Source organism: Mitsuaria sp. PDC51, from assembly GCF_900113225.1.
GTDB lineage: Bacteria > Pseudomonadota > Gammaproteobacteria > Burkholderiales > Burkholderiaceae_C > Roseateles.
The window spans coordinates 513,776-540,327 of sequence record NZ_FOZE01000001.1 but is presented as its reverse complement, the minus strand read 5'-3'; the positions used below and the strand labels follow the sequence as shown (position 1 = coordinate 540,327).

Below are 26,552 nucleotides of genomic sequence, written 5' to 3'. Positions count from 1 at the left end.
GATGACCTCGTTTCCGGCAAGCGGGAGTGGGGTCACGGTCTCTCTCTTTCGGAGCACGACATGGAAATCGAACAACTGCCCGTCGACCGCGAACGCATCATCCCCAGCGGCGAGCGCCGCGGCCTGGTGCTGGTCCACACCGGCAACGGCAAGGGCAAGAGCACGGCCGCCTTCGGCCTGGCGCTGCGGGCGCATGGCCGCGGCAAGCGGGTCCACATCTACCAGTTCATGAAGGTGCCGAGCGCGCGCTTCGGCGAGCACCGGCTGTTCGAGCAGATCGGCGTGCCGATCGAGGGACTCGGCGACGGCTTCTCGTGGAAGAGCAAGGACCTGGATCACTCCGCGCAGCTGGCGCGCGACGGCTGGGAGCGCGCGAAGGCGACCATCCTGGGCGGCGAGCACTTCCTGGTCGTGCTGGACGAGATCATGTATCCGCTGCGCTACGGCTGGCTGCCGCTGGAGCCGGTCCTGCAGGCGCTGCGCGAGCGGCCGCCCCATGTGCATGTCTGCCTGACCGGTCGCGGCGCGCCGCAGGAGCTGATCGACCTGGCCGACACCGTCACCGAAATGACGATGGTCAAGCATCACTTCAAGGCCGGTGTCCCCGCCCAGCGGGGCATCGAGGATTGACGGCTAAGCTGCGCGCCTGATTTCGCCCGCCCGCGCCAAGATGTCCACGCTTCCCATGCCCTGGCTGCTCGCTCTCGCGATCCCGATCGCCCTGCTGGTCGACCGCTGGTTCGGCGAGCCACCGGCCGCCGTGCATCCCGTCGTCGGCATGGGCCGCTTCCTGGCGCTCTTCGGCGACCGGCTGTGCGCGATGTCGGCCAAGGCCGCCTTCCTCGGCGGCGCACTCGCCTGGACGATCGGCCTTCTCCTCGCCGCCCTCACCGCCTGGGCCATCGAGCACACCATCATCGCGGGCCTGGAACCGTGGCTCGGCGGCTGGCGCCTGGGCGCCGCGGCGCTGCTGGTGGGACTCGCGCTCAAGCCGATGCTGGCCTGGCGCATGCTGCGCGACGAGGTCGGCGCCGTCGAGACCGCGCTGGCGCGCTCGCTCGACGACGGCCGCGCGCGCCTGTCCCGCCTCGTCAGCCGCGACACGCGCGCGCTCTCGCCGGTGCAGGTGCGCGAGACCGCCATCGAGACGCTGGCCGAGAACCTCAACGATTCGGTCGTGGCGCCGCTGTTCTGGTTCATGGTCGCTGGACTGCCCGGCGCGGCCGCCTACCGCTTCGCCAACACCGCCGATGCGATGTGGGGTTATCGCGGTCGCTGGGAATGGGCCGGCAAATGGGCCGCGCGCGCCGACGACCTGCTGTCCTGGATCCCCGCGCGGCTGACCGGCCTGGCCCTCATCGCGCTGCGGCCGGCGCTGCTCGCGTCCCTGCGGCGCGAAGCCGCCCGCACGCCCTCGCCCAACGGCGGCTGGCCGATGGGCGCGATGGCCTTGCGGCTCGACCGGCTGCTGAGCAAACCCGGCCACTACACCCTGAACCCGTCCGGCACGCCCGTGGTCGCCGGCGACATCGGCGCCGCACAGCGCCTCGCGGCCGGCGCGCTGCTGGGCCTGGCGGCGCTGCTGGCGCTCGGCGCCGCGGCGCTGCGCGGCGCGTTCGCGCCGGGCCTCGGCCTGGCCCTGATCCTCGGAGGCCCGCGATGAGCCGCTTCCCCCTGCCGCTGCACGGCGGCACCGACGCCGGCCCGCCCGTGCGCCACGACTTCTCCACCAACGCCCATCCGCTCGGCCCGCCGCCGGCCGCGCTCGACGCGGTGCTGCGCGCGGACCGGCTGCGGTATCCCGATCCCGCCTACGCGGCGCTGCGCGCGCGCCTGGGCGACTGGCACGGCGTCGACGCCGACCGCGTGCTGCCGGCCTCCGGCGGCTCGGAGGCAATCCGCCGCCTGACGCTGGCCGCGATGCTGTCCGGCGTGACCCGCGTGTGCGTGCCGCAGCCCGGCTTCGGCGACTACGCCGCCGCCGCGCATGCTCTCGGCCTGCAGGTGTGCGGCTACGAGGACGCCTTCCAGCTCGCCGACACGCTGACCCTGCCGTCGCTGGTCTGGGTCTGCGATCCCAACAATCCCACCGGCGCCAGCTTCGGCGCGGCCGAATGGACCGCCGTCGCGCTCGCGCTCGGCCACAGCGGCTCGCAGCTCGTCGTCGACCAGGCCTACGGCGCGCTGCGCCTGGGGGGCGGCTGCGCGCTGCCGCAGGCGATCGCCGACGGCGCCTGGCGCCTGGTCTGTCCCAACAAGGCGCTGGGCATGACCGGCGTGCGCGGCGCCTACCTGCTCGGGCCGCGCGACGGCCTCTGGGTCGACCGCGTCGCGGAACTGGCGCCCAGCTGGGTGCTGTCGGCCGAGGGCCAGGCGCTGCTCGAGGCCTGGACCACGCCGGCGATCCGCGACGAGCTCGAGGCCTCGCTGCCGCTGCTGCGCGAGTGGCGCGCCGCGCAATGGGACCGGATGGCGGCGCTGGGCTTCGACCAGATCGACGGCGGCGTCGCCAACTTCTGGCTCGCGGCGCTGCCGGCGCCCTGGCTGGCGACGCCCGAGCCGCTGCTCGAAGGCCTGCGGGCGCTGGGGATCAAGCTCCGCGACGCCAGCTCCTTCGGCCTGCCGGGCCTGGTGCGGGTGTCGGTGCAGGCGCCGGAAGCCGTCGACGCGCTGGCGGCGGCGATGCAGACCTTCGGCGGGCATCGGGCGCTGCCCGCGGCGCCGTCGGTGCATGGCGCGTTCGACACGACCGTGCCAGTGGAGACCACGCAATGAGCGGCGGCGACAACGACCGCCCCCGCGCGACCACCGGCCGCGGCCGCGCGGTCATGGTGCTGGGCACCACCAGCGGCGCCGGCAAGAGCTTCCTCACCACGGCGCTGTGCCGCTGGTATGCGCGCCAGGGGCTGCGCGTCGCGCCGTACAAGGCGCAGAACATGAGCAACAACGCGCGCGTCGTGCCCGGCCTCGGCGGTCGGCAGGGCGAGATCGGCGCCGCGCAGTACTTCCAGGCGCTGGCCGCCTGCGCCCGGCCCGAGGTGCGCATGAATCCGGTGCTGCTCAAGCCGGAGAAGGACACAGCCTCGCAGGTGGTGGTGCTGGGCGAGGTCGACGAGGCGCTGAGCCGCGCGCCCTGGCGCGAGCGCAGCGAGGCGCTCTGGGTCCGCGCGCGCGGCGCGCTGCACGCGCTGCTGGACGAGAACGACGTGGTCGTCATCGAAGGCGCCGGCTCGCCCGCCGAGATCAACCTGCACAGCAGCGACTACGTCAACATGCGTACCGCCCGCGAGGCCGGCGCGGCCTGCCTGCTGGTGACCGACATCGACCGCGGCGGCGCCTTCGCGCACCTGTACGGCACGCACCAGCTGCTGCCGGCCGAGGAGCGCGCGCTGATCCGCGGCTTCGTGCTGAACCGCTTCCGCGGCGATGCGTCGCTGCTGTCGCCGGGGCCGGAGATGCTGGCGCAGGTGACGGGCGTCCCGACGCTCGCGACGCTGCCGATGTGGCGCGGCCACGGGCTGCCGGAGGAGGACGGCGTCTTCGACGACCGCGCCACCGGCGGCACCGGCGGCACCGGCGGCGGCCGCGCGCTGCGCATCGCGGTGGTCGTTTATCCGCGCCTGTCCAACCTGGACGAGTTCCAGCCGCTGCGCAACCTGGCCGACGTGCGGCTGAGCTGGGCCCGCTCGCCGGCCGAGCTCGACGGCGTGGACTGGATCGTGCTGCCGGGCTCGAAGGCGGTGGCCGCGGACCTGGCCTGGCTGCGCGCGCAGCGGCTGGACGTGGCGATCTCGGCGCACGCGGCGGCCGGCCGGCCGGTGCTGGGCATCTGCGGCGGCCTGCAGATGCTGGGCGAGGCGCTGGTCGACCCGCATGGCCTGGACGGCAACGCCCCGGGCCTGGGCCTGCTGCCGCTGGTGACGCTGTTCGAGCGCGACAAGCTGCTGCGCGAGAGCCGCTGCCGCTTCGCGCCGGCGCTGGCGGCGCCGTGGTCGGCGCTTGGCGGACAGCCGGCGCGCGGCTACGAGATCCATCACGGCCGCACCGCGCAACACCCGGCCCTCCCCGAGGCGCGGCCGGTGCTGTTCGACGACCTCGGCGAACCGGTCGGCTGGCAGCACGGACCGGTGCTCGGCCATTACCTGCACGGCCTCTTCGAGGACGAGCGGGTCCTGACCGCGCTGTTCGACCGGCCGGTCCGCCCGCTCGACCGCGTCTTCGACGAACTGGCCGACTACGTCGATCGCCACTTCGAACCCGGCGCGCTGGCGGGGCTGCTGTCGTCGACGCCTCCCGCCTCATCGCCCTCGTCGCTCCCGTCGACGCCGTCGCCCGCGGCCTCACGCTGAGCGACGCACCCCTCTTCCTTGACGTCACAAGAAGTCCGCATGACCACGCAAGACCTGATCCCCGCGATCCCTTCGCTGCACGACGACGCGCTGGCCGCGGCGCTGCGCCACCGCATCGACCGCAAGACCAAGCCGCTGGGCTCGCTGGGCCGGCTGGAGGCGCTGATGCTGCGCCTGGGGCTGATCCTGGGCACGGAGCAGCCGCGGCTGGTCGATCCGCAGCTGATGGTCTTCGCGGCCGACCACGGGCTGGCGGCGCACGGCATCTCGGCCTACCCGCCGGACGTGACCTGGCAGATGGTGGAGAACTTCCTGGCGGGCGGCGCGGCGGTGTCGGTGCTGGCGCGCCAGCACGGGCTGCAGCTGAGCATCGTCGATGCCGGCGTGCGCCATGTCTTCGAGCCCCGGCCGGGCCTGCTGATCGCGAAGATCGGCATGGGCAGCCGCGACATGCTGGACGGCCCGGCGATGACGATGGACGAATGCGCCACCGCGATCGCGGCGGGCAAGACGCTGCTGCAGAAGCGCCCGGGCAATGTGCTGCTGCTGGGCGAGATGGGCATCGGCAACACCTCGTCGGCGGCGCTGCTGCTGTCGCGGCTGGGCGGGCATGCGCTGGCGGCCTGCGTCGGTCGCGGCACGGGCCTGGACGACGCGCAGCTGCGCCACAAGCTGGAGGTGCTGACGCGCGCCCTGGACAAGCATCCGCGCGCGACCGAGCCGCTGGCCGCGCTGGCCGCGCTGGGCGGCCTGGAGATCGCGATGATGGTCGGCGCGGTGCTGCAGGCGGCGCAGGAGCGCCGGGTGATCGTGGTGGACGGCTTCATCACCGGTGCGGCGGTGCTGGTGGCCTCGGCGCTGCAGCCGGCGGTGCTGGAGCGCTGCGTCTTCGCGCACCGCTCCAACGAACAGGGCCATCGGCTGATGCTGGACACGCTGCAGGCCGAGCCGCTGCTGGACCTGGGCCTGCGCCTGGGCGAGGGCTCCGGCGCGGCGCTGGCCTGGCCGCTGCTGGCATCGGCCTGCCGCCTGCTCGACGAGATGGCGAGCTTCGACTCGGCGGGGGTGAGTGACAAGGCGTGAGCGACAGGGCCTGAGCGGCGCGGCCGGTATCCTCGCCTCTCCGCATCCCGCCTGACGCCTGACGCCCATGCCCGATACCGACCGCTCCCTGCTCGACACCCTCCGCGCGCTGGAGGTCGAGCTGCACCACCCCGGCGTGCGCTGCAGCGCCGAGCGGCTCTCTCAGCTGCTGCATCCCGACTTCCACGAGGTCGGCCGCTCCGGTCGCCAGTACGACCGGCCGACGATCATCGCGTGGCTGGCCGACGACCATGAGCCGCCCAAGGTCGTGCCCGACGACTTCCGCCTCGCGCCGATCTCGCCGGAAGCGGCGCTGCTGACCTACCGCTCGGCGCATCGCCAGGAGGACGGGACGCTGGTCCACCACACGCTGCGGTCCTCGCTGTGGCTGAAGACCGCCGACGGCTGGCAGATGCGCTACCACCAGGGCACGCCGGCGGCGCAGCCCTGGTAAGGGCGCCACTTGGCCGCGAGGCCGCGAGACCCCGAGGCGGCAAAGCCCGAAGGCTCGTGACGACGCCAACTTCCGCGCGCGACACGCCGGCCGCAGGGAGATTGCGGACCTCCCCCGACGCGATGGAATAATCGCCAGCCCCGCCAGCCAACATGAGTGAGCCAGCCGTCGCCTGTCACAAGGACCGCTCCTCATGTCCCGACCGCCCCTGGCGCGCCCCTCGCGGGCGCTGGCGCTGAGCCTGTTCGCCGGCACGTCCGCGTGGGCCGCCGCCGACACCGCGCTCGCCGATCCCCTTTCCCTCCCTCATTCCCTGCTCGCCGCGCCGGACGCGGCGGCCGTGCTGGCCTCGGTCGTCGGCCTGGCCGCCGCGATCGCGCTCTACCGCGCCAGCAGCCACCAGCGCCTCTGGCCCCGCAGCGCGCGGCCGCGCGGCTGGCGCTTCGCCGCGCTCGCGCTGCTCGTGGTCGCCACGGTGCTGGCCGTCCCCGCGCTCGGCGTCACCGCCGCGTTCTCGGTCGCGCTCAGCGCCGCGATGCTCGGCGCGGTCGCCCTGCCTTTCGTCAACGCGTGGCGCGTCCACGCCCAGGGAGGCAGCGATGTGGGCTAGATCCCTGGCAGCCGGCCTGCTCGGCCTGCCGCTGACCGTCGGCGTGGTGGGCCTGGCCGCGCTGCTGTGGCCCGGCCCGCTGCGCGACCACACGCTGGTGCTGCTGGTCTGCGCCTGCCCGATCTGGGTCGGCGCGCTGGCCCTGCCCTTCCAGCTGCGCAGCGCGACGCGCGCCTGGATCGTCATGACCGCGATCACCGCGCTGTGCTTCGCGGCGATCCACGGACTCAAGTTCATCGGCTGGGTGCGCATCGCATGAACGCCAAGACCCTCAAGACCTGGCTCTCGGTGCACAGCGGCATCGGCATCGCCGCCGGCCTGCTGCTGTTCATCGCCTTCTACGCCGGCGCGCTGACGCTGTTCCATCACGAGATCGAGGAATGGTCCGCCGCCGCCGAGCCCCCGGCCGGCCCGCCGCCCACGCTGGCCGACGCGCAGCGGCTGCTGAACGGCGTGCTCGCGCAGGCGCCGAAGATGGCCGCCGACATCCGCCTGCAGCTGCCCCACGACGGCCACGGCCTGCGCGCCTACGGCCAGGATCCCTCGACGAAGACCTGGCGGTCGTTCGAGCTCGGCGCCGATGGCCAGCCCCGCGAGCAGCGGGAGCGCGGCGAGCTCGGCGAGTTCATCTACCGCCTGCACTACACCGTCGGCATTCCCGGCGCCTGGGGCACCTACACGATGGGCGTGGTGTCGCTGCTCTACGGCCTGGCGCTGGTCAGCGGGCTGGTGATCTACCTGCCGGTGCTGGCGCGCGATCTCTTCGCGCTGCGCTGGGGCCGCAACCTGAAGCGGCTCTGGCAGGACGCGCACAACGCCGTCGGGCTGCTCTCCCTGCCTTTCCACATCGTCTTCGCCTGGAGCGGCGCGGTGCTGTGCATCGGCACGCTGCTGCTGGCGCCGTTCCAGTTCCTGGTCTTCGAGGGCAAGCTGCTGGCGCTGATCGGCCCGCAGGCCGGCTTCTCGCGGCCGGTCCAGGCCAGCGGCACGCCGGCATCGCCGCTGAACGTGGAGCAACTGGTCGCCGCGGCCACCCGGGCGGCGCCCGGACTGGAAGTCGAACGCCTGCACATCCGCCATCACGGCGACGCCGCCGCGCAGGTGGAAGCCGACGGCGTCGTGCACGAACGCCACCTCAGCGGGGCCACGCGCGTGGAGCTGTCCGGCACTACTGGCGCGCTGCTGCATCCGGTCCAGCGGCCCACGAGCTACGGCAGCGGCACCGCCCTGCTGCGCGGCTTGCAGACCCTGCATTACGGCGACTTCGGCGGACTGGCGCTGCGCTGGGTGTACTTCGTGCTCGCGCTCGCCGGCGCCTTCCTCTTCTACAGCGGCAACCTGCTGTGGGTCGAATCGCGCCGCAAGCACCGGCAGGCGGCACAGCCGCGCCGCGCCAGCGTGATGGCGCGGCTGACGCTGGGCGTGGCGCTGGGCTGCATCGCGGGCATCTCGGCGCTGTTCGTCGGCACCCGGGTGCTGGGGCCGGACCGTTTCGCCGACGCGGTGCAGCCGGTCTACTTCGCGGTGCTGGGCCTGTGCGTGCTCTGGACGCTGGTCCGCCCGCTGCCGAAGGCAGCCTTCGAGCTGTGCGTCGCCGCCGCGGCGCTCACCGGCTGCATCGCGCTGGCCGACGCCGCGATGCTCGGCCCGCGCCTGCTGCGCGGCGACCTGCTGCTGTGGACCGTCGACCTGACGGCGCTGCTCGGCGCCGCGCTGCTGCTCCTGCTGGCCCGCGCGACGCGGCATCGCGCCCGCAACGGCGCGCCGCACAGCGTATGGGCGCTCGGCGCATGAGCGCATGAGCGCATGAGCGCATGAGCGCGCGACCGGCATCGGCATCGGCATCGGCATCGGCATCGGCATCGGCATCGGCATCGGCGTGAGGGCCGGGCCGGGCCGGGGCCGGGGCCGGCTTCCGGCAGCCGACGGCCGGGCTACTTCGAGTAGCCCGTGTCCTTGATGAACACCGACCGCCGCTCCGGGCCGCTGAAGGCGAACAGCACGCGCTGCTGCTCGCCGTTGTCGCGCTCGACGACCATGGCCCAGCGCTCGAGCCGGTAACGTCCGGTGAAATCGGCCCCGTTGCGGCGCTGCGTCGTCCCGCCGCCGGCGCCGGCGCCGACGGCGCTCACCGACGAGGTCCCCGTGCTGCCGCCGCGCGAGTAGGACGTCGTCGCCATGCCGGTCACGCCGGCCGCGGCGGCCATCGAGCCGGTGCCGAACACCGCGCGGCCGCTCTGCTCGAACTGGCCGTCGCCATGGAAGTGGAAGCGGTTCTGCGAGCTGCTGCCGCCCAGGATCGAGTACCACGAGTGGGTGAAGGTGCCGTCCACGCGCTGCCCCGCCTCGGCGGGCTGCGCCGGCCGGCCCTGCACCGTGCGCCAGTCCTTGTCGTCGTGGTCGCGGATCTGCCACTCGCTGCCCTGGCGGCGCCATTGGATGACGCGCTCGGGCTGGAAGCGGCGCGCGCCGGCCATGTCGAGCTCGTCGGGCGGCAGGTCCAGCCGTTGGTAGCCGGTGCCGTCCTTGAGCAGCAGGTGCACGTGCTCGACCAGGCTCTCGCCGCTGGGCTGGTACCAGGTCCAGAGCAGGAAGGCGATGTCCTTGTCCGCGACGCCCTTGCCCGGCGCGGCCCGGATCGCGCGCTCGGCGGCGGCGCGGCGCTCCAGCGTGGCGCTGCGCTCCGCCTCCTCGCGCCGGCGGCGGTCGTCACCGGCCAGCGCGCGCAGCGTCGACCACAGCTCGTTGGACTTGCCCGTGATGGACTTCAGGCCGTCGCCGTAGCGCTGCAGCAGCGCCTCCTCCTGCGAAAACGCGATGCGCAGCCATTCGACCTTGCCGTCGCGCGGCGGGCGCATGTAGACCTGGGTCTCGACGGCGGCGCCCGCCACCGTCACCACGCAGCTCTGCACCACGACGCCGGCGGTCAACGTCTCGGGCGCGCGGCAGGCGGGCTGGCCGCTCGCGCCCAGCCCGCGCAGCGGCTCACGGATGCGCGCGAAGGCGTCCAGGCCCTGGGCGCGTCCGACCTCCAGCGGCGGCGCCGCCCACAACTGCATCACCTTGCCCGGCGGCAGGTCGGCCGGCTGCTGCAGCAGCCCGTCATCGACCACGCGCATCGTCCAGCCGGTCGGGGCGTCGTACGCGCGGGCGGGCGAGGCGAGCACGAGGAGCATCAGGCCCACCAATGACAACAGCGGCATCGACCGCATCGACGGCATCGACGACGTCGGCGGCACCCGCGACATCCACGACATCAGGCAACGGCGGAAGGCATCCAGGCGCATGACGATCCTGCGGCAATGAGGAGCGCGCAGTGTCACGGCGATGCGTCCGTCCGCCTCTCCCCAGCCCTAGGGAGTGCCAGAAATGCAAAGCGGGCCCTCAGGCCCGCCGGAGTTCCTCGAGCGACGCTCGCGGATCAGATGGAGTAACCCAGCAGCATCGCCACGCCGGCTTCCTTGTTGGGACGCTTGAAGCCGTCGCGGGTCAGGCGGTTCATCGGGATCGACAGCGACGAGGTCTGGAACCACTTGGCGTAGAGCTGGTCGATCTCGCCGCTGGCGTAGATGCGGCTCAGCACGCGGTCCACGATCGAGCCGAGGCGGGTGTCGCCCTTGCGCATCATGATCCCGTAGGGCTCGACCGAGAACGCCATGCCGCCCAGGCTCAGGCTGTCCTGCGCCTTCTCCTTCGAGGTCAGGCCCAGCAGCAGCGCGTCGTCCTGCGCGAACGCGCGGGCCTTGCCCTCGCGCAGCGCCTTGAAGGCGTCGCCGTTGCTGGCGTACTGCACCAGCTGCATCTTGGCTTCGCCCGACTTGTTCAGCTGGTTGAACAGCTTCTCCGACGTCGTGCCCTTGGTCAGCGCGATCGTCATGCCGTCCAGGTCCTTGGTCGTCTCGACCCGGGTGCCGTTGGGCAGCAGCACCCGCATGCCGGCGACGAAGACGGTGTAGCTGAAGTCGACCTGCTCCTGCCGCGCCTTGGTGTTGGTCGTGGAGCCGCACTCCAGGTCGATGTCGCCCTTCTGCAGCTTGGGGATGCGGTCGGCGCCCGAGACGACGACGTACTCGACCTTCAGCTCGGGCAGCTTGAGTTCCTTCTTGATCTCGTCGACGGCCGCCAGGCACAGCTCGACGGTGTAGCCCTGGCCCTGCTTCTGCTCGTTGACGAAGGAGAACGGACGGGACGTCTCGCGCACGCCCAGCGTGATCGTGCGGGTCTCCTTGATGCGGGCCATCGTGTCGATGGTGGAGCCGGCGGCGGTGGCCGACAGCGACGTCAGCGCGGCGGCGGACATGACAAGGACGCCGCTCAGGCGCCGGATCGCGGAGGACATGGTCGAAGTTCGGGTCGGTGAAAACCCTGAATTCTAGGGATACGTCCTCACCGAAGCGTCACCAGCCACCGCCGCTCGACCACCGGTTCCCTACCGCCCAGGCGCAAGCCGAACCCTTCCGTGAAATCAATCACGGGTCGATAACCGGACTCACCGTGAAGGCGCCGTCAAGGGCGCGCCGCCTGCCGGCTGGCCGCGCACCAGCTGGCGCATCAGCAGCGCGGCCACCAGCGTCGATCCGATCACGACGTAGCCCACCTGGCCGAAGTCCTGGACGTGGCCGTCCGGCCCGATGTGGACGATGTGGCCCGCCACCAGCGAGGCCACCCCGCCGGCGAGCTGCTGCAGCGCCGAATTGATCGCGTTGAACGAGCCGCGCTGCTCCGGCGCGGGCACGCCGGCGAGGGTCGCCTGGGCCGGGATCATGCGCGAGAAGATGCCCACGAACATCACCACGTTCACCAGGATCAGCAGCCACAGCGGCGACGGGCCCAGGTGGGTGTAGACCGCGACGGTGGCGATGGTGATGGCGCAGCCGGCGTAGAACACCGGCATCGTGCCGACGCGGTCGGCCATGCGGCCGATCAGCGGCGAGAACACCAGCGTGCACAGGCCGGTCACCAGGTAGATCACCGGCAGGTGGTCCAGCGGGATGCCGACGTTGTGCACCACGAAGGCGCTGGCGAAGGGCATCAGCATGAAGCCGCCCGTCGTCAGCAGCGCGGTCAGCGCGAAGGCCAGCTGCTGGCGCGACACCCGCACCGTCTGCAGCAGGTGCCGCCCGGCGCTGTGCCGGCCGGTGCCGGCCGCGCCGAGGTGCGCATTGACCGGCTGCAGCCGGGTCGCGATCACCAGCGCGGCGAGCAGCCCGAACAGCACGATCGCGATGAACGGCGCATGCCAGTCGAAGCGCGAGGCCAGGAAGATCGAGAACGGCAGCCCCAGCACCTGGCTGGCCGCGAAGCCGCCCTGCAGCAGGCCCATCACGCGGCCGCGCTGCGCGGGCGGGAACAGGTCGGCGGTGATGGCCATGACGATGGAGCCGATGACGCCGCCGAACAGGCCGGTGACGATGCGCGCCGCCAGCAGCGACACGAAGCTGGTGGCCAGCCCGCACCACAGCGTGCCCAGCAGGAAGCCGCCGAAGAAGAACAGCAGCAGCCGCTTGCGGTCGAAGCGGTCGGCGAAGCCGGCGGTCAGCAGGCCGGCGATGCCGGCGCTGAAGGCGTAGGCCGAGACGGCCGTGCCGAACTCGCCGGCGCTCATCCGCAGTGCCGGCATGATCATCACGCCCAGCGGGGACATGATCATGAAGTCCAGCACGACGGCGAATTGCAGCAGCGCCATCAGGCCGGCGGCCAGGCGCTGGTAGGGCGTGAAGGGCTGCATCGCGGCGGGTGGGGCCGTGGATGTCGCCGTGGATGTCGCGGCGGGTGTGCCGGCGGGAGCGGATTGGTGGTCAGGCATGGGGCGCGATTCTGCGCACCGCCTGTCCCGACTGCGTAAAGACATGGCGTAAAGACATCGCCGGCATCCGGAGATTGCCGCGGGCGGGCGGACGTCAACCCCCTTTTCACCAGAAACAGGGGATGAATCGCGGCGGCACGAGGTCTAGACTGGCGCCACGCCGGCAAGGTGGTGCCGCGCATCGACGCACGACAGTGCGCGCGCGGCGGCCGGCAGGGCCAGGGAGCGGTTCTCTTCGGGGCGTTCGATGCCGAGCCGGGAAGCGCTTCTCCGCATCATCGAGATCCACAGCCAGGTCGCCCAGCTGGGACTGGACCTGGCGGGCGTGATGTCGCTGTCGGTCCACGGCACGCTGGAGCTCGTCGACGCCGACGGCGCCGCGATCGAACTGGCCGAGGGCGAGGACCTGGTCTACCGCGCCGTCGCGGGCGCCGCCTCCCACCAGCTGGGCGTGCGGGTGCGGCGCGACGGCAGCCTCTCCGGCACCTGCCTGCGCCAGGGCATCCCGCTGATCTGCGAGGACGTCGAATCCGACAGCCGGGTCGACCTCGAGGCCTGCCGCCGCGTCGGCCTGCGCTCGATGGTCGTGCTGCCGCTGTCGCACCAGGGCACGCCGGTGGGCGTGCTCAAGGCCTTCTCCGCCCGCACCCGTAACTTCGGCAACCGCGAGGTGGAGGTGCTCTCGCTGATGTCCAAGGTGCTGGGCGCCGCGATGTACTGGGCCACGCGCTACGGCCGCGACGACCTCTTCCACCGCGCCACCCACGACGACATGACCGGCCTGGCCAACCGCTCCCTGTTCATGGACCGGCTGCGGCACGCGACCGCGGAGGTCGAGCGCGGCGATCCGCCGATCGCCGTGCTGCTGCTGGACATGGACGGCCTGAAGCTCATCAACGACAGCCTCGGCCATGCCGCCGGCGACGCCGCGCTGATCGAGTTCAGCCGCCGTCTGGCCATGGCCACGCGGGAGTCGGACACGGTCGCGCGGCTGGGCGGCGACGAGTTCGCCGTGCTGCTGACCCACGCGGGCTCGGCCACGACGCTGGCGACCACGCTGGACCGCATCCAGACGGCCGTCGAGGGGCCCTTCGCCTACCTGGACCGCGTGCTGCGGCTGCGCGCCAGCATGGGGGCCTCGCGCTGCCCGGAGGACTGGCGCGATGCGACGGCGCTGATGGAGTGCGCCGACATGCGGATGTACGAGGCCAAGCGCACCCGCCAGGGCCGCGACCGCACCGGGCCCGTGCCGCTGGACCCGCCCTGCTGACCGCGCGCTGGCGGCGGGGCGCCGCGTCGAGCGCCGAAACCGTGCGGGCGGTCACGCGGCGCGCCGCGCCCGCGTGCATGTCCGCATTCCCTTGTCGCGGCCGCTGCTGATAATGCCGGCACATCAAGAGCCCGCAGGGAGGGACCGATGACCGACATGGTGTTCGCCGACGAGCTGCCGGAACCGGGGGAGGAGAGCCGGACCCGCGTGCTCGATCCGTGGGTGGTGATGATCGTCGACGACGATCCCGCCGTGCACCAGGTCACGCAGCTGGTGATGGCGGACTTCGAGTTCGCCGGGCGCCGGCTCCAGTTCCTGAATGCCTACAGCGGCAGCGAGGCGCGCGACGTGCTGCGCGACCGCCACGACATCGCGCTGATCCTGCTGGACGTGGTGATGGAGTCGGAGCACGCCGGGCTGGACGTCGCGCGCTTCATCCGCGAGGAGCTGCGCAACACGCAGGTGCGCATCGTGCTGCGCACCGGACAGCCGGGCCAGGCGCCCGAAGAGCATGTCATCAAGACCTACGACATCAACGACTACAAGGAGAAGACGGAGCTGACCAAGCGCAAGCTGATCACCGTCTTCTACTCGGCGCTGCGTTCCTACCGGGACATCGTGATCCTGTCGCAGTCGCGCGCGGCGCTGCGGCGCTCGATCGATGCGATCACGCAGATCCACGACTCGAGCAACCTGCGCCACTTCGCATCGGCGCTGCTGGAGCAGGTCGGCCACATGCTGGGTTACCAGGCGCAGGGCCTGTGCGCGAGCCGCATGTACGCGGCCTCGCATGCCGAGGGCCGGCTGCAGGTGCTGGCCGCCACCTCCGAGTACCAGGGGCTGCTGGCCGGCAACCGCCTCACCGACCTGCCGCCCGACGTGCGCGACGCGCTGGACCAGGCGCTGGTCACGCGCGAGAGCCGCTTCGAGGACGGGCGCTTCATCGGCTACTACCAGACGCACTCGGGCAACGAGAGCCTGCTGTACATGGTGCTGTCGGATCCCATCGACGACGAAGGGCGCGAGATGCTGGACATCTTCTGCGCCAACGTCGCGATCGCCTACGAGGGGCTGCTGGCACGGGATGGCGCGCGCTGAAGCGGCCTATCATCGCGGCCGCTTTCCCGGCATTCCGGGGGTCCGCGGTTCCGTGTCCATGCATCAGCTTCGCCTCTTCTTCATCGCCCTGCAGTTCTTCACCCGCGTGCCGGTGCCGCGCTGGGTCGGCTTCGAGCCGGCCTGGCTGCAGCAGTGCGCGCGCTACTTCCCGCTGGTCGGCGCGGTGGTGGGCGGCTGCTCGGCGCTGGTGCTGTGGGGCGCGATGCAGCTGTTCCCGGCCACGGTGGCGGTGGGGCTGGCGATGGCCGCCAGCGTCTGGCTGACCGGCGGTTTCCATGAGGACGGGCTCGCCGACAGCTGCGACGCGCTCGGCGGCGCGGTGTCGCGGGAGAAGGCGCTGGCCATCATGAAGGACTCGCGCATCGGCAGCTATGGCGCGCTGGGGCTGATCCTGGTGCTGGGCCTGAAGGCGGCGGTGCTGCTGGGCCTGGCGGACACCGATCCGGCGCTGGCGGCGCTGGCGATCGTGTGGGCGCATGTGGCGTCGCGCGCGGCGCCGGTCTGGCTGCTGCATGCGCTGCCCTATGCCGGCGATGCCGACCATGCCAAGGCCAAGCCGCTGGCGACGCAGATCAGCGGCCCGGGACTGGGCATCGCGCTGGGCCTGGTGGTGCTGGCGACGGCCGTCGGCGCCTGGCTGACGCCGGAGAACGTGCCGCTGATGCTGGGCGCGGTGGTGGTGGCGGCGGGGCTGACCTTCTACATGCAGTCGATGCTCGAGCGCCGCCTGCACGGCTACACCGGCGACACGCTGGGCGCGACGCAGCAGGTCGTGGAGCTGGGCGCGCTGCTGGCCTTCCTGGCGCTGGCGCCGCTGTTCCCGGTGGACTGACGATGGGCGGCGGTGTCGACGCCAACGCCCGTGCTGGCGTCCAGGCGCGTGCGCAGGCGCAAGCCCATGCCTATTCCGATGCCTATTCCCATGCCCAGGCCCGCGCCGACGGGGCCGTCGTTGTCTGGCGGCATCCCCGTCCGGAAGGCGCGAGCGGCCTGTGCGTCGGCGCGCGCTGCGACCTGCCCGTGGCGCGGCGCCGGGCCAAGCGCCTCGCGCGGCGCATCCAGGCCCATGCGCGGCGACACCGGTTGCCGCATGAGGTGTGGACCTCGCCGCTGCGGCGCTGTGCCGACGTCGGTCGATGGCTGAAGCGCTGGGGCTGGCGGCATCGGGTGGATGCGGCGCTCGCGGAACTCGACTTCGGTGAATGGGATGGCCGGCCGTGGGCCGGGATCCCGAAGGCGGAGATCGACACCTGGGTCGCGGACTTCGCGCGCTACGCGCCGGCAGGCGGCGAGACGCTGGTCGCGCTGCTGGCGCGCGCGTCGGGCTGGTCGGGCGGCGCGCTGGTCGTCAGCCATGGTGGCTGGATGCTGGCGCGGCGCTGGTCCATGGCGCATCCCGGAGCACTGCCGCGTGCCGATCAATGGCCACGACCGCCGGCCTACGGCGAGCGCTGGGCGCTCTGAGCGCCGCGGCCGGTCAACGCGGGCTCAGGCGGCCTGCTGGGTCAGGCGGATGTACTTCTGCATCAGGGTCTCGCGCGATTCGACGTGCGCCGGATCGACCGGGATGCAGGCGACCGGGCACAGCGTCGCGCACTGCGGCTCGTCGAAGTGGCCGACGCATTCGGTGCACTTGCCCGGATCGATCTGGTAGTACTCCTCGCCCATCGAGATCGCGTGGTTCGGGCACTCGGGCTCGCACACATCGCAATTGATGCATTCATCCGTGATCATCAACGCCATGGCTTTACTGCTCCATGCGGTTCTTGGCGATGCGGTCTTCCAGCCGTTCGCGCACCAGCGGCGAGACGAACTTGGAGACTTCGCCGCCCAGCGTGGCGATCTCCCGGACGAAGGTCGAGGAGATGAACTGGTAATGGTCCGACGGCGTCAGGAACACCGTTTCCACCTCGGGCATCAGCTGCCGGTTCATGCCGGCCATCTGGAATTCGTATTCGAAGTCCGACACCGCCCGCAGGCCGCGCACCACGACCTTGCCGCCGTTCTCCATCACGAAGTCGCGCAGCAGCCCCTTGAAGGCGACCACCTCGACATTCGGATACGGCGCCACCAGCGCGCGGGCCATGTCCAGCCGTTCCTCGACGCTGAACATCGTCTTCTTGTGGTGCCCGGCCGCGACAGCCAGCACCAGGCGCTCGAACAGGCGGCTCGCGCGACGCACCAGGTCCTCGTGGCCGAGGGTCATCGGGTCGAAGGTGCCGGGGTAGACGGCGGTCAGCAGGGTCTGCGAAGTCATGGGCGCGGATTATCCGCCGCGTCGCAACAGGCGGTAATGCACCGCCCCGGCCCGCCCTTCCTTCCACACGGACAAGCCCAGCGCCGCGGGCGCTTCCACCGGATGCGGCGATTCCAGATAGATCAGCCCGCCCTGCGCCAGCAGCGGCACCGCGGCGGCCAGCGCGGGGAGGAACAGGTCCTGCGCGAACGGCGGATCCAGGAACACCAGGTCCAGCGACGCCGGCGCCGCGCGCCGCATCCAGGCCAGCGCATCGGCGTTCTCGATCACCATCGGCACGGTGCCGTCCTTGTCCAGCCGCTTCAGGTTGGCGCGCAGCGCGCTGGCCAGCGTCGCATCGCGCTCCAGCAGCGTGACCTGCGCCGCGCCGCGCGAGGCGGCCTCGAAGCCCAGCGCCCCGCTGCCGGCGAAGGCATCCAGCACGCGCCAGCCGGCCAGGTCCTGGCCCAGCCAATTGAACAGCGTCTCACGCACCCGGTCGGGCGTGGGCCGCAGCCCCGGGCTGAAGGGCACCGGCAGCTTGGAGCGCTTCCAGACGCCGCCGACGATGCGCACCTCGCCCGGACCGGCGGCCTTGGGCGGACGCGGCTTCACCGCGCCTTCGCCCACCGTCACGCGGGGACCGGGACGGCCGGCGCGGCGCAGGCCGTCGGGCGCAGTCGCCTTGGCGGCGCTCATTGACGCACCGGGATGCCCTGCGACGCCATCAGCGCCTTGGCCTCGCCGACGGTGTGATCGCCGTAATGGAAGATGCTCGCGGCCAGCACCGCATCGGCGCCGCCCTGCGTGATGCCGTCGGCCAGGTCCTGCAGCGAGCCCACGCCGCCCGAGGCGATCACCGGCACGCTCACCGCGTCCGACACCGCGCGCGTCAGCGCCAGGTCGAAACCGTTGCGGGTGCCGTCGCGGTCCATGCTGGTCAGCAGGATCTCGCCGGCGCCGAGCTCGGCCATCTTCGTGGCCCACTCGATCGCGTCCAGGCCGGTGTTCTTGCGGCCGCCATGCGTGTACACGTCCCAGCCGGTACTGCCGTCGGCGTTCTGGCGCCGCTTGGCGTCGATCGCCACGACGATGCACTGCGCGCCGTACTTGTCGGACGCGGCGCGGATCAGCTCGGGATCGGCCACCGCGGCGGAGTTGAAGCTGACCTTGTCCGCGCCCGCGTTCAGCAGCCGCCGCACATCGGCGACCGAGCGCACGCCGCCGCCCACCGTCAGCGGGATGAAGACCTGCGAGGCCACGCGCTCGATGATGGGCAGGATCAGGTCGCGGCCGTCGCTGGTGGCGGTGATGTCCAGGAAGGTCAGCTCGTCCGCGCCCTGCTCGTTGTAGCGGGCGGCGATCTCGACCGGATCGCCCGCATCGCGCAGCTCGACGAAGTTGACGCCCTTCACGACGCGACCGCCGGTCACGTCCAGGCACGGGATGATCCGCTTGGCCAGCACCGCTCAGCCCCCGTTCAGCTCGTCGGCGCGACGCTGCGCCGCGGCGAAGTCGAGGTCGCCGGTGTAGATCGCGCGGCCGCAGATCACGCCGCCCACGCCGTCGGACTCGACCGCGCACAGCGCCTCGATGTCGGCGATGTTGGACAGCCCGCCCGAGGCGATCACCGGGATGGACAGCGCCTGCGCCAGCTTCACCGTCGCGTCGATGTTGATGCCGGTGAGCATGCCGTCGCGGCCGATGTCGGTGTAGATCACGCCTTCGATGCCGTAATCCTCGAATTTCTTCGCCAGGTCGATGACCTCGTGGCCGGTCAGCTTGCTCCAGCCGTCGGTGGCGACCTTGCCGTCCTTGGCGTCCAGGCCCACGATGATGTGGCCGCCGAAGGCCGAGGCCGCGTCCTTCAGGAAGCCCGGGTTCTTCACCGCCGCGGTGCCGATGATCACGTACGAGAGACCGTCGTCCAGGTAGCGCTCGATCGTGTCCAGGTCGCGGATGCCGCCGCCCAGCTGCACCGGGATGTCGTCGCCGACCTCGCGCAGGATGGCCTTGATCGCGGCCTCGTTGACCGGCTTGCCGGCGAAGGCGCCGTTCAGGTCCACCAGGTGCAGGCGACGCGCGCCGGCGTCGACCCATCGTCGCGCCATCTGCGCCGGGTCTTCACCGAAGGTCGTGGAGTCGTTCATGTCGCCTTGCTTGAGGCGGACGCACTTGCCGTCTTTCAGGTCGATCGCGGGAATCAGCAGCATGGCCCGGGGAGCTAGGGGTGGAGGAAGGGGAAGAGAGGGAGGGACGCTCGAGAAGGTGTCGTGCGACGCAGGACCGGAGGCCAGGCCTCAGGGCGTCCAGTGCAGGAAATTGCGGTACAGGGCGAGCCCGGACGCGGCACTTTTCTCGGGGTGGAATTGGGTGGCAAAAATGTTATCCCGCGCCACCGCACAGGTAAAGCGCAGGCCGTAGTCGCTCTGGCCGGCGCTGTCGCGCGGGTCCGACGTCTCGGCATAGAAGCTGTGGACGAAGTAGAACCAGCTCTCGTCCGGCACCTCGCCCCAGACCGGATGCGCCCGCGTCTGGTGCACGCGGTTCCAGCCCATCTGCGGCACCTTGTAGCGGCTGCCGTCGGGCTGCAGCCGGCCCTCGAGCCGGAAGCGCTTCACGCGGCCGGGGATCAGCCCGAGGCCGGGCGTGTCCTGCTCCTCGCTGTGGTCCAGCAGCATCTGCATGCCGACGCACACGCCCATCAGCGGCTTGCGCGCGGCGGCGTCCAGCACGGCTTCCTTCAAGCCGCTGCCCTCCAGCTCGCGCATGCAGTCGCGCATCGCGCCCTGGCCGGGCAGCACGATGCGCTCGGCGGCGTAGACCTCGTCGGGCTCGGCGGTGATGAGCACCCGCACGCCCTGGTCCTGGGCCGCGGCCATCACCGCCTGCGACACCGAGCGCAGGTTGCCCATGCCGTAATCGACGACGGCGACCGTCCTGGGCATGACGCTCACAGCGTGCCCTTCGTCGACGGGATCACGCCGGCCGAGCGCGGATCCGGCGTCATCGCCATGCGCAGTGCGCGGCCGAAGGCCTTGAAGATCGTCTCGCACTGGTGATGCGCGTTGTGACCCTTGAGGTTGTCCACGTGCAGCGACACCAGCGCGTGATTCACGAAGCCCTGGAAGAACTCGTAGGTCAGCTGCGTGTCGAAGGCGCCGACCGATCCGGCGGTGAACTTGACGTCCATCGCCAGCCCCGGACGGCCGGAGAAGTCCACCACCACGCGCGACAGCGCCTCGTCCAGCGGCACGTAGCTGTGGCCGTAGCGGGTGATGCCCTTCTTGTCGCCGATCGCCTGCGCTACCGCCATGCCCAGCGTGATGCCGACGTCCTCGACGGTGTGGTGGCCGTCGATGTGCAGGTCGCCCTTGGCCTCGATGTCCAGGTCGATCAGCCCGTGGCGGGCGATCTGGTCGAGCATGTGGTCGAAGAAGCCGATGCCGGTGTTCAGCGTGGCCTGGCCGGTGCCGTCCAGGTTGACGCGCACGCGGATCTGGGTTTCCTTGGTGTCGCGGCGGACTTCGGCGATGCGTTCGGAGCTCATGGGGATTCCACAGGGATCAGGAAAACAGGGGACCTGCCGGCAGGCGCCAGTCTGGCATCAGCCGGAAACCAGCGCGGCGAGCGAGGCTTCGAGCGCCGCCAGCATCGCCGCGTTCTCGTCGGCCGTGCCGACCGTCAGCCGCAGGCAGCCCGCCAGCAGCGGATGCATGCCCGAGACATTCTTGACCAGCACGCCGCGCGCCTTCATGTCGGCATGCAGCCGGTCGGCCTCGGGCACGCGCACCAGGATCATGTTGGCCTCGCTCGGGTAGGCCCGCACACCCGGCAGCCGGGCCAGCGCGGCCTGCAGCGCGGCGCGCCCGTCGCGCAGCGCGGCGGCCTGGCGCTCGTAGACCTGCGCATGCTCGAGCGCGAACAGGCCGGCTTCCGCGTTCAGCACGCTGACGTTGTAGGGCGGGCGCAGCTTGTCGATGTGATGGATCAGCTCGGCATGGCCCATCAGGTAGCCGATGCGCACGCCGGCCAGCCCGAACTTGCTCATCGTGCGCATGATCAGCACCTGCGGATGACGCGCCATCAGCGCCATCGCGTCGCGCGCGGCAAAGGGCTGGTAGGCCTCGTCGATCACGACCAGCCCCGGCGCAGCCTCGGCGATGCGCTCGATGACGGCGTCGTCCCAAAGGTTGGCGGTGGGGTTGTTCGGATAGGCCAGGTAGACGATGGCGGGCCGGTGCTCGGCGATGGCGGCCAGCATCGCCGCTTCGTCGAGCTCGAAGTCCGCCGTCAGCGGCACGCCGACGAAGTCCAGGTGCTGGTAGGCCGAGGACAGTCCGTACATGACGAAACCGGGCAGAGGCGCCAGCACGGCGACGCGCTGGCCCGGCTTGCTGACGGCCATCGCCAGCAGCGAGATCAGTTCGTCCGAGCCATTGCCCAGCATCAGCGCCTTGCCCTCCGGCAGGCCGGCGTGCGCCGCCAGCGCGCGCGCCAGGTCCTGCGTGCGCTCGCCGGGATAGCGGTTGATCGCGACCGCGCCCAGGCGCTCGCCCAGCGCCCGCTGCAGCTCGGCGGGCAGCCGGAAGGGGTTCTCCATCGCGTCCAGCTTGATCAGGCCGGCGGACGGATGCACCGCGTAGGCGTGCATGGCGCGCAGGTCGTCGCGCAGGACACCGAGGGCTCGATCGAGGGCAGCTTTCATGGGGCGACCGCCAGCGGCGGCGGGGTATCGGAGAGGGGATCGGGATCGAAGGCCGCGCCCGCCGGCAGCGCGCGCAGCGGGTCGACGATCAGGACGCTGTCGTAGAGCTGGCCGTGCGGCAGCGCCAGGCTGAGCAGCGTCTCGCAGCCCTGCGCCTTGGCGGCGGCGACGATCAGCGCATCGGCATAGGGCAGCGCGAAGCGGCTTTCCAGCGACCAGGCGGACTCGACGGTGGCGTGGTCGGTCGACCACGGCGCCCAGCGCTGGTAGCGGCGCACCTCGGCCCGGGCGTCGCCATTGGGCATGGCGGGCGCGATGCGCGTGGTGACGGCGCGGTAGAAGTCGTTGAGCACCTGGCTGGAGGTGCGGCCCAGACGCTGCTGCCACAGCACGCGCAGCCAGCGCATGGCCTGCGCGCGGCGGCCTGGGTCGGCGCCGTCCTCGCTCAGGATCAGCACCGAGGTGTCCACGAACACCGGGGCGGTCAGCTCCAGGCCCGCGCTCACAGCAGCTCCCGGCCCGGATAGGGCTGGCCGTCGGAGGACCAGGTGCGCTCGCGGTGCAGCCAGTCCTGCAGGGCGCGCTCATAGGCGTCGTCGTGACGCATCTTCTCGGCGAGGAGCTCGCCGACCAGCCGCGAGACGCTGGTGTTGCGCCGCGCCGCCTCCAGCCTCGCCCACTCGGCGACGCTGTCTTCCATGGTGACGGTGACGTTCTTCATGAAGGCCGCAGGGTAACACGAAGTTCGTGTTCCACGAACTTCGTGTCCTCGTCAGCCTTCGGGACTTGATGCTCGGCCGTCGCCCGGATGGGGCGGGATTCAGCCGTGCAGACGGAATTGCGCGACCACGTGCTGCAGGCTGCCCGCCTGCTCGCGCAGCGATTCCGAGGCGGCCGAGGATTCCTCGACCAGCGCCGCGTTCTGCTGGGTGACCTCGTCCAGGCGCCGCACGGCCTGGCCGACTTCGATCAGGCTGGTGCTCTGCTCCTGCGTGGCCGAGGAGATCTCCTGGATGATGTCGGTCACCCGCTGCACGGCGGCGACGATCTCGCGCATCGTCTCGCCGGCGTCGCCGACCAGGCGGGCGCCCGCCTCGACGCGCTCGACCGAGGAACCGATCAGGCCTTTGATCTCGCGCGCCGCTTCGGCGCTGCGCTGCGCCAGCGAGCGCACCTCGCCCGCCACCACCGCGAAGCCGCGGCCTTGCTCGCCGGCGCGGGCGGCTTCCACCGCCGCGTTCAGCGCCAGGATGTTGGTCTGGAAGGCGATGCCGTCGATGGTGCCGATGATGTCAGCGATCTTGCGCGAGGACGCATTGATCTGGTCCATCGTGCTGACCACCTCGGACACCACCACGCCGCCGCGGTCGGCGACCTGGCTGGCGTTGAGCGCGAGCTGGCTGGCCTGGCGCGTGGCGTCCGCGTTCATGCGCACCGTGTCGGTCAGCGCCTGCATCGTGGCCGAGGTCTCCTCCAGGCTGGAGGCCATCTGCTCGGTCCGCGCCGACAGGTCGCTGCTGCCCGCGGCCACCTCGCCGCTGGACATCGCGATGCTCTCCGCGCTGGTGCGCACCGTCGACAGCGAGCGGTTGAGCGCCCCCTGCATCGCCGAGAGCGCCTGCGCCAGCTGGCCCAGCTCGTCGCGGCGCGAGGTGTCGATGTCGACGGTCAGGTCGCCCTCGGCGACGCGACTCGCGACGCCGACCATGTCGGTGAGCGGCTTCACCGTGCTGCGCGTCAGGTAGATCGCGATGGCGATGCCGGCGGCCAGCGCGCTGACGATCAGCACCGTCATCGTCGTCAGCACCGCCTTGTAGGCCAGGCGCGATTCCTCGACGCTCTGCCGGCCGCCTTCGGTGTTGATGTCGACCAGCTTCTGCACCGCGCCGACCACCTCGGCGAAGGCGGCGCCGGACTCGCCGGAGACGGTGGCCAGGTACTCGCCGCGATTGCCGGCCTTGCGCGCGGCGATCAGCCGGTCCTGGATGCCCAGGTAGGCGGCGTACTGCGCCTTGGCGTCCTTCCACTGCTCGGACTCCTGCGGCGTGCTGACCATCGTCTCGTAGGTCTTGGCCAGCTCGGGCAGCGTCTTCTCGCGCAGCGTCTTGATGCGCTCCTGCTGCTCCTCGACCTCGAGGACCACTTCCTTCAGGCACATCGACATCTCGGCGCGCCGCAGCTCGTTGAGCTGCCCGCGCAGCGCGTTGATGGCGTTGATCGACGGGATCCAGTCCCCGCCCATGTCCTCGACGTTCTTCTGAATCGCCTGCATGCGGTTGATGGCCACGATGCCCACGAGCACCGTGGCCAGCAGCACCGCTGCAAACCCCAGGGAGATGCGCACACCGACGCGCAGATCGGAGACCTTCATGCTTCGCCGTCCTCTTGTGGAGATGTCGGCGAATCCTAGAACGTCCGCCCCGGCGGGCGAACCTCAAAACAGCGTCAAAAGTGGCGGCTTATCCGCGAGCCAGGGTTTGCCCGGCGCCGCCGCGTGAAATCTGCGCAGGCGGCGGCCTCAGCGCTTGAGCCGGAACTCCGCCGCCTGCGCATGCGCCTGCAGTCCTTCGCCGTAGGCCAGCGTCGCGGCGATCGGGCCCAGCACCTGCGCGCCGGCCTCGCTGACCTCGATCAGGCTGGAGCGCTTCTGGAAGTCGTAGACGCCCAGCGGCGAGGAGAAACGCGCCGTGCCCGAGGTCGGCAGCACGTGATTGGGGCCGGCGCAGTAGTCGCCCAGCGACTCGCTGGTGTAGGCGCCCAGGAAGATCGCGCCGGCGTGGCGCAGCAGCGGCTCCCAGCGATGCGGGTCGGCGCTGGAGACCTCGAGGTGTTCCGGCGCGATGCGGTTGCTGATCTCGCAGGCCTCCTCCATCGAGCGCGTGTGGATCAGCGCGCCCCGCCCTTCCAGCGACGCGCGGATCACGTCACGCCGCGGCATGCCGGGCAGCAGGCGCTCGATGGCCTCACGCACCTGCGCGATGTAGGCGGCGTCCGGGCACAGCAGGATGCTCTGCGCGAGCTCGTCGTGCTCGGCCTGGCTGAACAGGTCCATCGCGACCCAGTCCGGCGGCGTGGTGCCGTCGGCGAGCACGAGGATCTCGCTCGGCCCCGCGATCATGTCGATGCCGACTTGGCCGAAGACATGTTTCTTCGCGCTGGCGACGTAGGCGTTGCCCGGTCCGGTGATCTTGTCCACGCGCGGCACGGTGGCCGTGCCGTAGGCCAGCGCCGCCACCGCCTGCGCACCGCCGATGGTGAAGGCGCGGTGCACGCCCGCCACGTAGGCCGCCGCCAGCACCAGCGGATTCTTCTCGCCGCGCGGCGTGGGCACGACCATGACGATCTCCGGCACGCCGGCGACCTGCGCGGGGATCGCGTTCATCAGCACGCTCGAGGGATACGCGGCCTTGCCGCCCGGCACGTAGATGCCGACACGATCCAGCGGCGTGACCTTCTGGCCCAGCAGCGTGCCGTCCTCGTCGCGATAGCTCCAGCTCTCGCCGCAGGCCTGCTTCTGGCGCTCGTGATAGCGGCGCACCCGCTCGGCGGCCTGGGTCAGGGCTTTCGCCTGCTCCGCGGGCAGGCCGTCGAAGGCGGCCCTCAGCTCCTCGCGCGTCAGCTCCAGCGCGCCGAGCGTCGCGGCGTCCAGGTGGTCGAAGCGGGCGGTGTACGCCAGCACCGCGGCATCGCCACGGGCGCGCACGTCGGCCAGGATCTCGGCGACGCGCGACTCGATCGCGGCATCGGTCTCGGCGGACCAGTGCAGCACGCGCTGGAACTGCGCGTCGAAGTCGACGTCGGTGGTGAAGAGGGTGCGAAGTTGAAGGGCTGGGCTCATGGCGGGGCTCCGGGCAGGCGTCGGGGGCGGTCGGTCGGACGGTCGATCAGGCGTTCGATCAGGCGTTCGGGACGGCCGACCCGATCGCGTCGATCAGCGGCTTGAGCGCCTCGCGCTTGAGCTTGAGCGCCGCCTGGTTGACGACCAGGCGCGAGGAGATGTCCATGATCCGCTCCACCTCGACCAGCCGGTTGGCCTTGAGCGTGCTGCCGGTGGAGACCAGGTCGACGATGGCGTCGGCCAGGCCGGTCAGCGGCGCCAGTTCCATCGAGCCGTAGAGCTTGATGAGGTCCACGTGCACGCCCTTGTCGGCGAAGTGCTGGCGCGCGATCGAGGTGTACTTGGTCGCCACGCGCAGCCGCGAGCCCTGGTGCACGGCGTTCTCGTAGTCGAAGTCGTCCCGCACCGCGACGCTCATGCGGCACTGCGCGATGCGCAGGTCCAGCGGCTGGTACAGGCCCTGGCCGCCGTGCTCGATCAGCACGTCGCGGCCGGCCACGCCCAGGTCAGCGCCGCCGTATTCGACGTAGGTCGGCACGTCGGTCGCGCGCACGAGCACCACGCGCACCTCGGCCTGGTTGGTCGGGAGGATCAGCTTGCGGGAGCTGTCCGGGTCTTCCAGCACGGAGATGCCCGCGGCCGCCAGCAGCGGCAGGGTCTCTTCGAAGATGCGGCCCTTGGAAAGTGCCAGGGTGATCATGCGGTGTCCTCGGTGAACGCGCGCTCCACGCGGAAGCGCTTCGGGCTGTTCAGCGGGACGGCAGCGGGTTCACCGGACGGGCCACACCGCCACCCGCCTCGCAGCCGGGTGGCTTTCAGTGATGGTGATGCGCGCTGCCTTGCTGCGCGAACTCGGCGGGGGTCAGCGTCTTCATCGACAGCGCGTGGATCTGCTCGCGCATGCGATCGCCCAGTGCCTGGTACACGCGCTGGTGGCGCTTGATCCGGCTCAGGCCCTCGAACTCGGCCGACACGATCGTCGCGAAGAAATGGCGTCCATCGCCCTCGACCTGGAGCTCGCTGCAAGCGAGACCCTGGGCGATGTAGCTCTGGACTTCTGCGGGGGTCGGATCGGCCAT

The 26,552-nt window shown here is 71.4% G+C and carries 30 protein-coding genes; 13 read left to right on the top strand and 17 right to left on the bottom strand.

Going from position 1 to position 26,552, the window contains the following annotated elements; translation table 11 throughout:
• Positions 1–60 precede the first annotated feature (60 nt).
• The 9 genes from cobO (at position 61) to BM393_RS02395 (ending at position 8,290) form a co-directional block, all read left to right on the top strand.
• Positions 61–630, top strand: coding sequence for a cob(I)yrinic acid a,c-diamide adenosyltransferase (gene cobO, locus BM393_RS02435; protein WP_091721297.1), 570 nt, complete (start codon positions 61–63; stop codon positions 628–630).
• 40 nt (positions 631–670) lie between these two features.
• Positions 671–1,663, top strand: coding sequence for an adenosylcobinamide-phosphate synthase CbiB (cbiB, locus tag BM393_RS02430; protein ID WP_254783178.1), 993 nt, complete (start codon positions 671–673; stop codon positions 1,661–1,663).
• The gene (locus tag BM393_RS02425; RefSeq protein WP_091721290.1) at positions 1,660–2,775 is read left to right on the top strand and encodes a histidinol-phosphate transaminase; all 1,116 of its coding nucleotides are present in this window, start codon (positions 1,660–1,662) and stop codon (positions 2,773–2,775) included. The genes cbiB and BM393_RS02425 overlap by 4 nt, the downstream gene beginning before the upstream one ends.
• Positions 2,772–4,349, top strand: a complete 1,578-nt coding sequence (locus tag BM393_RS02420; RefSeq protein WP_254783177.1) for a cobyric acid synthase — start codon at positions 2,772–2,774, stop codon at positions 4,347–4,349. The genes BM393_RS02425 and BM393_RS02420 overlap by 4 nt, the downstream gene beginning before the upstream one ends.
• Before the next feature lie 39 nt (positions 4,350–4,388).
• A complete protein-coding gene (gene cobT, locus BM393_RS02415; protein WP_091721287.1) occupies positions 4,389–5,432 on the top strand; it encodes a nicotinate-nucleotide--dimethylbenzimidazole phosphoribosyltransferase in 1,044 nt (347 codons plus the stop codon).
• A gap of 67 nt (positions 5,433–5,499) precedes the next feature.
• Positions 5,500–5,886, top strand: coding sequence for a DUF4440 domain-containing protein (locus BM393_RS02410; RefSeq protein WP_091721282.1), 387 nt, complete (start codon positions 5,500–5,502; stop codon positions 5,884–5,886).
• 193 nt (positions 5,887–6,079) lie between these two features.
• Positions 6,080–6,496: a hypothetical protein gene (locus BM393_RS02405; protein ID WP_217648374.1), complete on the top strand. Its 417-nt coding sequence runs from the start codon at positions 6,080–6,082 to the stop codon at positions 6,494–6,496.
• Entirely contained in the window at positions 6,486–6,755 is a 270-nt protein-coding gene (locus tag BM393_RS02400) for a DUF3649 domain-containing protein (RefSeq protein ID WP_091721279.1), read from the top strand. Before BM393_RS02405 ends, BM393_RS02400 begins: the two co-directional genes overlap by 11 nt.
• Positions 6,752–8,290, top strand: a complete 1,539-nt coding sequence (locus BM393_RS02395) for a PepSY domain-containing protein (RefSeq protein ID WP_091721276.1) — start codon at positions 6,752–6,754, stop codon at positions 8,288–8,290. The genes BM393_RS02400 and BM393_RS02395 overlap by 4 nt, the downstream gene beginning before the upstream one ends.
• Positions 8,291–8,430: 140 nt before the next feature.
• Here BM393_RS02395 and BM393_RS02390 read toward each other — a convergent pair whose 3' ends face one another.
• The 3 genes from BM393_RS02390 to BM393_RS02380 all read right to left on the bottom strand — a co-directional run bounded on the left by BM393_RS02390 (position 8,431) and on the right by BM393_RS02380 (position 12,302).
• Entirely contained in the window at positions 8,431–9,783 is a 1,353-nt protein-coding gene (locus BM393_RS02390) for a hypothetical protein (protein WP_091721273.1), read from the bottom strand.
• A gap of 134 nt (positions 9,784–9,917) precedes the next feature.
• Positions 9,918–10,835, bottom strand: a complete 918-nt coding sequence (locus tag BM393_RS02385) for an amino acid ABC transporter substrate-binding protein (protein WP_091721270.1) — start codon at positions 10,833–10,835, stop codon at positions 9,918–9,920.
• 150 nt (positions 10,836–10,985) lie between these two features.
• Positions 10,986–12,302 carry an MFS transporter gene (locus tag BM393_RS02380; protein WP_091721266.1) on the bottom strand — a complete coding sequence of 439 codons (1,317 nt, stop codon included), beginning with the start codon at positions 12,300–12,302 and terminating at the stop codon, positions 10,986–10,988.
• Positions 12,303–12,549: 247 nt separating this feature from the next.
• Here BM393_RS02380 and BM393_RS02375 point away from each other — a divergent pair, with 247 nt between their 5' ends.
• The 4 genes from BM393_RS02375 (at position 12,550) to BM393_RS02360 (ending at position 16,155) form a co-directional block, all read left to right on the top strand.
• Positions 12,550–13,572 (top strand): sensor domain-containing diguanylate cyclase, encoded by a 1,023-nt coding sequence (locus BM393_RS02375; RefSeq protein ID WP_091721260.1) that lies wholly within the window; start codon positions 12,550–12,552, stop codon positions 13,570–13,572.
• A 147-nt stretch (positions 13,573–13,719) separates the two neighbouring features.
• Complete coding sequence (locus BM393_RS02370) at positions 13,720–14,670, top strand: DUF3369 domain-containing protein (protein ID WP_091721257.1); 951 nt, start codon at positions 13,720–13,722, stop codon at positions 14,668–14,670.
• A 58-nt stretch (positions 14,671–14,728) separates the two neighbouring features.
• Positions 14,729–15,523 (top strand): adenosylcobinamide-GDP ribazoletransferase, encoded by a 795-nt coding sequence (locus BM393_RS02365; protein WP_091724941.1) that lies wholly within the window; start codon positions 14,729–14,731, stop codon positions 15,521–15,523.
• 2 nt (positions 15,524–15,525) lie between these two features.
• On the top strand, positions 15,526–16,155 hold the full coding sequence (locus tag BM393_RS02360; RefSeq protein ID WP_091721254.1) for a histidine phosphatase family protein: 630 nt from the start codon (positions 15,526–15,528) through the stop codon (positions 16,153–16,155).
• A 24-nt stretch (positions 16,156–16,179) separates the two neighbouring features.
• Here BM393_RS02360 and BM393_RS02355 read toward each other — a convergent pair whose 3' ends face one another.
• The 14 genes from BM393_RS02355 to BM393_RS02290 form a co-directional block, all read right to left on the bottom strand.
• Positions 16,180–16,434, bottom strand: a complete 255-nt coding sequence (locus tag BM393_RS02355; protein WP_091721249.1) for a YfhL family 4Fe-4S dicluster ferredoxin — start codon at positions 16,432–16,434, stop codon at positions 16,180–16,182.
• 4 nt (positions 16,435–16,438) lie between these two features.
• Positions 16,439–16,948 (bottom strand): pantetheine-phosphate adenylyltransferase, encoded by a 510-nt coding sequence (gene coaD, locus BM393_RS02350; protein WP_175538158.1) that lies wholly within the window; start codon positions 16,946–16,948, stop codon positions 16,439–16,441.
• A gap of 9 nt (positions 16,949–16,957) precedes the next feature.
• Positions 16,958–17,626 (bottom strand): 16S rRNA (guanine(966)-N(2))-methyltransferase RsmD, encoded by a 669-nt coding sequence (rsmD, locus tag BM393_RS02345; RefSeq protein WP_091721246.1) that lies wholly within the window; start codon positions 17,624–17,626, stop codon positions 16,958–16,960.
• Positions 17,623–18,393, bottom strand: coding sequence for an imidazole glycerol phosphate synthase subunit HisF (hisF, locus tag BM393_RS02340; RefSeq protein WP_091721243.1), 771 nt, complete (start codon positions 18,391–18,393; stop codon positions 17,623–17,625). Before hisF ends, rsmD begins: the two co-directional genes overlap by 4 nt.
• 3 nt (positions 18,394–18,396) lie before the next feature.
• The gene (gene hisA, locus BM393_RS02335) at positions 18,397–19,140 is read right to left on the bottom strand and encodes a 1-(5-phosphoribosyl)-5-[(5-phosphoribosylamino)methylideneamino]imidazole-4-carboxamide isomerase (RefSeq protein WP_091721239.1); all 744 of its coding nucleotides are present in this window, start codon (positions 19,138–19,140) and stop codon (positions 18,397–18,399) included.
• A gap of 87 nt (positions 19,141–19,227) precedes the next feature.
• Positions 19,228–19,875, bottom strand: a complete 648-nt coding sequence (gene hisH / locus BM393_RS02330) for an imidazole glycerol phosphate synthase subunit HisH (RefSeq protein WP_175538296.1) — start codon at positions 19,873–19,875, stop codon at positions 19,228–19,230.
• Between the two features lie 5 nt (positions 19,876–19,880).
• Positions 19,881–20,477, bottom strand: coding sequence for an imidazoleglycerol-phosphate dehydratase HisB (gene hisB / locus BM393_RS02325; RefSeq protein ID WP_091721233.1), 597 nt, complete (start codon positions 20,475–20,477; stop codon positions 19,881–19,883).
• A gap of 57 nt (positions 20,478–20,534) precedes the next feature.
• Complete coding sequence (gene hisC, locus BM393_RS02320; RefSeq protein ID WP_091721230.1) at positions 20,535–21,635, bottom strand: histidinol-phosphate transaminase; 1,101 nt, start codon at positions 21,633–21,635, stop codon at positions 20,535–20,537.
• Positions 21,632–22,141, bottom strand: coding sequence for a PIN domain-containing protein (locus BM393_RS02315; RefSeq protein ID WP_254783176.1), 510 nt, complete (start codon positions 22,139–22,141; stop codon positions 21,632–21,634). Before BM393_RS02315 ends, hisC begins: the two co-directional genes overlap by 4 nt.
• Positions 22,138–22,356 (bottom strand): CopG family transcriptional regulator, encoded by a 219-nt coding sequence (locus tag BM393_RS02310; RefSeq protein ID WP_088408424.1) that lies wholly within the window; start codon positions 22,354–22,356, stop codon positions 22,138–22,140. The genes BM393_RS02315 and BM393_RS02310 overlap by 4 nt, the downstream gene beginning before the upstream one ends.
• A 99-nt stretch (positions 22,357–22,455) precedes the next feature.
• Positions 22,456–24,006 (bottom strand): methyl-accepting chemotaxis protein, encoded by a 1,551-nt coding sequence (locus tag BM393_RS26340; protein WP_091721227.1) that lies wholly within the window; start codon positions 24,004–24,006, stop codon positions 22,456–22,458.
• 147 nt (positions 24,007–24,153) lie between these two features.
• Positions 24,154–25,473 carry a histidinol dehydrogenase gene (gene hisD, locus BM393_RS02300; protein ID WP_091721222.1) on the bottom strand — a complete coding sequence of 440 codons (1,320 nt, stop codon included), beginning with the start codon at positions 25,471–25,473 and terminating at the stop codon, positions 24,154–24,156.
• Positions 25,474–25,531: 58 nt separating this feature from the next.
• Positions 25,532–26,173 (bottom strand): ATP phosphoribosyltransferase, encoded by a 642-nt coding sequence (hisG, locus tag BM393_RS02295; protein WP_091721218.1) that lies wholly within the window; start codon positions 26,171–26,173, stop codon positions 25,532–25,534.
• A 115-nt stretch (positions 26,174–26,288) separates the two neighbouring features.
• Positions 26,289–26,552, bottom strand: a complete 264-nt coding sequence (locus tag BM393_RS02290) for a BolA family protein (RefSeq protein WP_091721214.1) — start codon at positions 26,550–26,552, stop codon at positions 26,289–26,291.

Coding starts and splice junctions, on each gene's coding strand:
- hisA (WP_091721239.1), bottom strand. CDS start 19,140: ATGCTGCTGATTCCCGCGATCGACCTGAAAGACGGCAAGTGCGTCCGC.
- BM393_RS02370 (WP_091721257.1), top strand. CDS start 13,720: ATGACCGACATGGTGTTCGCCGACGAGCTGCCGGAACCGGGGGAGGAG.
- BM393_RS02410 (WP_091721282.1), top strand. CDS start 5,500: ATGCCCGATACCGACCGCTCCCTGCTCGACACCCTCCGCGCGCTGGAG.
- hisC (WP_091721230.1), bottom strand. CDS start 21,635: ATGAAAGCTGCCCTCGATCGAGCCCTCGGTGTCCTGCGCGACGACCTG.
- BM393_RS02310 (WP_088408424.1), bottom strand. CDS start 22,356: ATGAAGAACGTCACCGTCACCATGGAAGACAGCGTCGCCGAGTGGGCG.
- cbiB (WP_254783178.1), top strand. CDS start 671: ATGTCCACGCTTCCCATGCCCTGGCTGCTCGCTCTCGCGATCCCGATC.
- BM393_RS02290 (WP_091721214.1), bottom strand. CDS start 26,552: ATGGCCGATCCGACCCCCGCAGAAGTCCAGAGCTACATCGCCCAGGGT.
- BM393_RS02405 (WP_217648374.1), top strand. CDS start 6,080: ATGTCCCGACCGCCCCTGGCGCGCCCCTCGCGGGCGCTGGCGCTGAGC.
- BM393_RS02385 (WP_091721270.1), bottom strand. CDS start 10,835: ATGTCCTCCGCGATCCGGCGCCTGAGCGGCGTCCTTGTCATGTCCGCC.
- BM393_RS02375 (WP_091721260.1), top strand. CDS start 12,550: ATGCCGAGCCGGGAAGCGCTTCTCCGCATCATCGAGATCCACAGCCAG.
- hisB (WP_091721233.1), bottom strand. CDS start 20,477: ATGAGCTCCGAACGCATCGCCGAAGTCCGCCGCGACACCAAGGAAACC.
- BM393_RS26340 (WP_091721227.1), bottom strand. CDS start 24,006: ATGAAGGTCTCCGATCTGCGCGTCGGTGTGCGCATCTCCCTGGGGTTT.
- cobO (WP_091721297.1), top strand. CDS start 61: ATGGAAATCGAACAACTGCCCGTCGACCGCGAACGCATCATCCCCAGC.
- hisG (WP_091721218.1), bottom strand. CDS start 26,173: ATGATCACCCTGGCACTTTCCAAGGGCCGCATCTTCGAAGAGACCCTG.
- BM393_RS02360 (WP_091721254.1), top strand. CDS start 15,526: ATGGGCGGCGGTGTCGACGCCAACGCCCGTGCTGGCGTCCAGGCGCGT.
- BM393_RS02380 (WP_091721266.1), bottom strand. CDS start 12,302: ATGCCTGACCACCAATCCGCTCCCGCCGGCACACCCGCCGCGACATCC.
- BM393_RS02365 (WP_091724941.1), top strand. CDS start 14,729: ATGCATCAGCTTCGCCTCTTCTTCATCGCCCTGCAGTTCTTCACCCGC.
- cobT (WP_091721287.1), top strand. CDS start 4,389: ATGACCACGCAAGACCTGATCCCCGCGATCCCTTCGCTGCACGACGAC.
- rsmD (WP_091721246.1), bottom strand. CDS start 17,626: ATGAGCGCCGCCAAGGCGACTGCGCCCGACGGCCTGCGCCGCGCCGGC.
- BM393_RS02355 (WP_091721249.1), bottom strand. CDS start 16,434: ATGGCGTTGATGATCACGGATGAATGCATCAATTGCGATGTGTGCGAG.
- BM393_RS02425 (WP_091721290.1), top strand. CDS start 1,660: ATGAGCCGCTTCCCCCTGCCGCTGCACGGCGGCACCGACGCCGGCCCG.
- hisH (WP_175538296.1), bottom strand. CDS start 19,875: ATGCCCAGGACGGTCGCCGTCGTCGATTACGGCATGGGCAACCTGCGC.
- BM393_RS02395 (WP_091721276.1), top strand. CDS start 6,752: ATGAACGCCAAGACCCTCAAGACCTGGCTCTCGGTGCACAGCGGCATC.
- BM393_RS02400 (WP_091721279.1), top strand. CDS start 6,486: ATGTGGGCTAGATCCCTGGCAGCCGGCCTGCTCGGCCTGCCGCTGACC.
- BM393_RS02390 (WP_091721273.1), bottom strand. CDS start 9,783: ATGCGCCTGGATGCCTTCCGCCGTTGCCTGATGTCGTGGATGTCGCGG.
- hisD (WP_091721222.1), bottom strand. CDS start 25,473: ATGAGCCCAGCCCTTCAACTTCGCACCCTCTTCACCACCGACGTCGAC.
- coaD (WP_175538158.1), bottom strand. CDS start 16,948: ATGACTTCGCAGACCCTGCTGACCGCCGTCTACCCCGGCACCTTCGAC.
- BM393_RS02420 (WP_254783177.1), top strand. CDS start 2,772: ATGAGCGGCGGCGACAACGACCGCCCCCGCGCGACCACCGGCCGCGGC.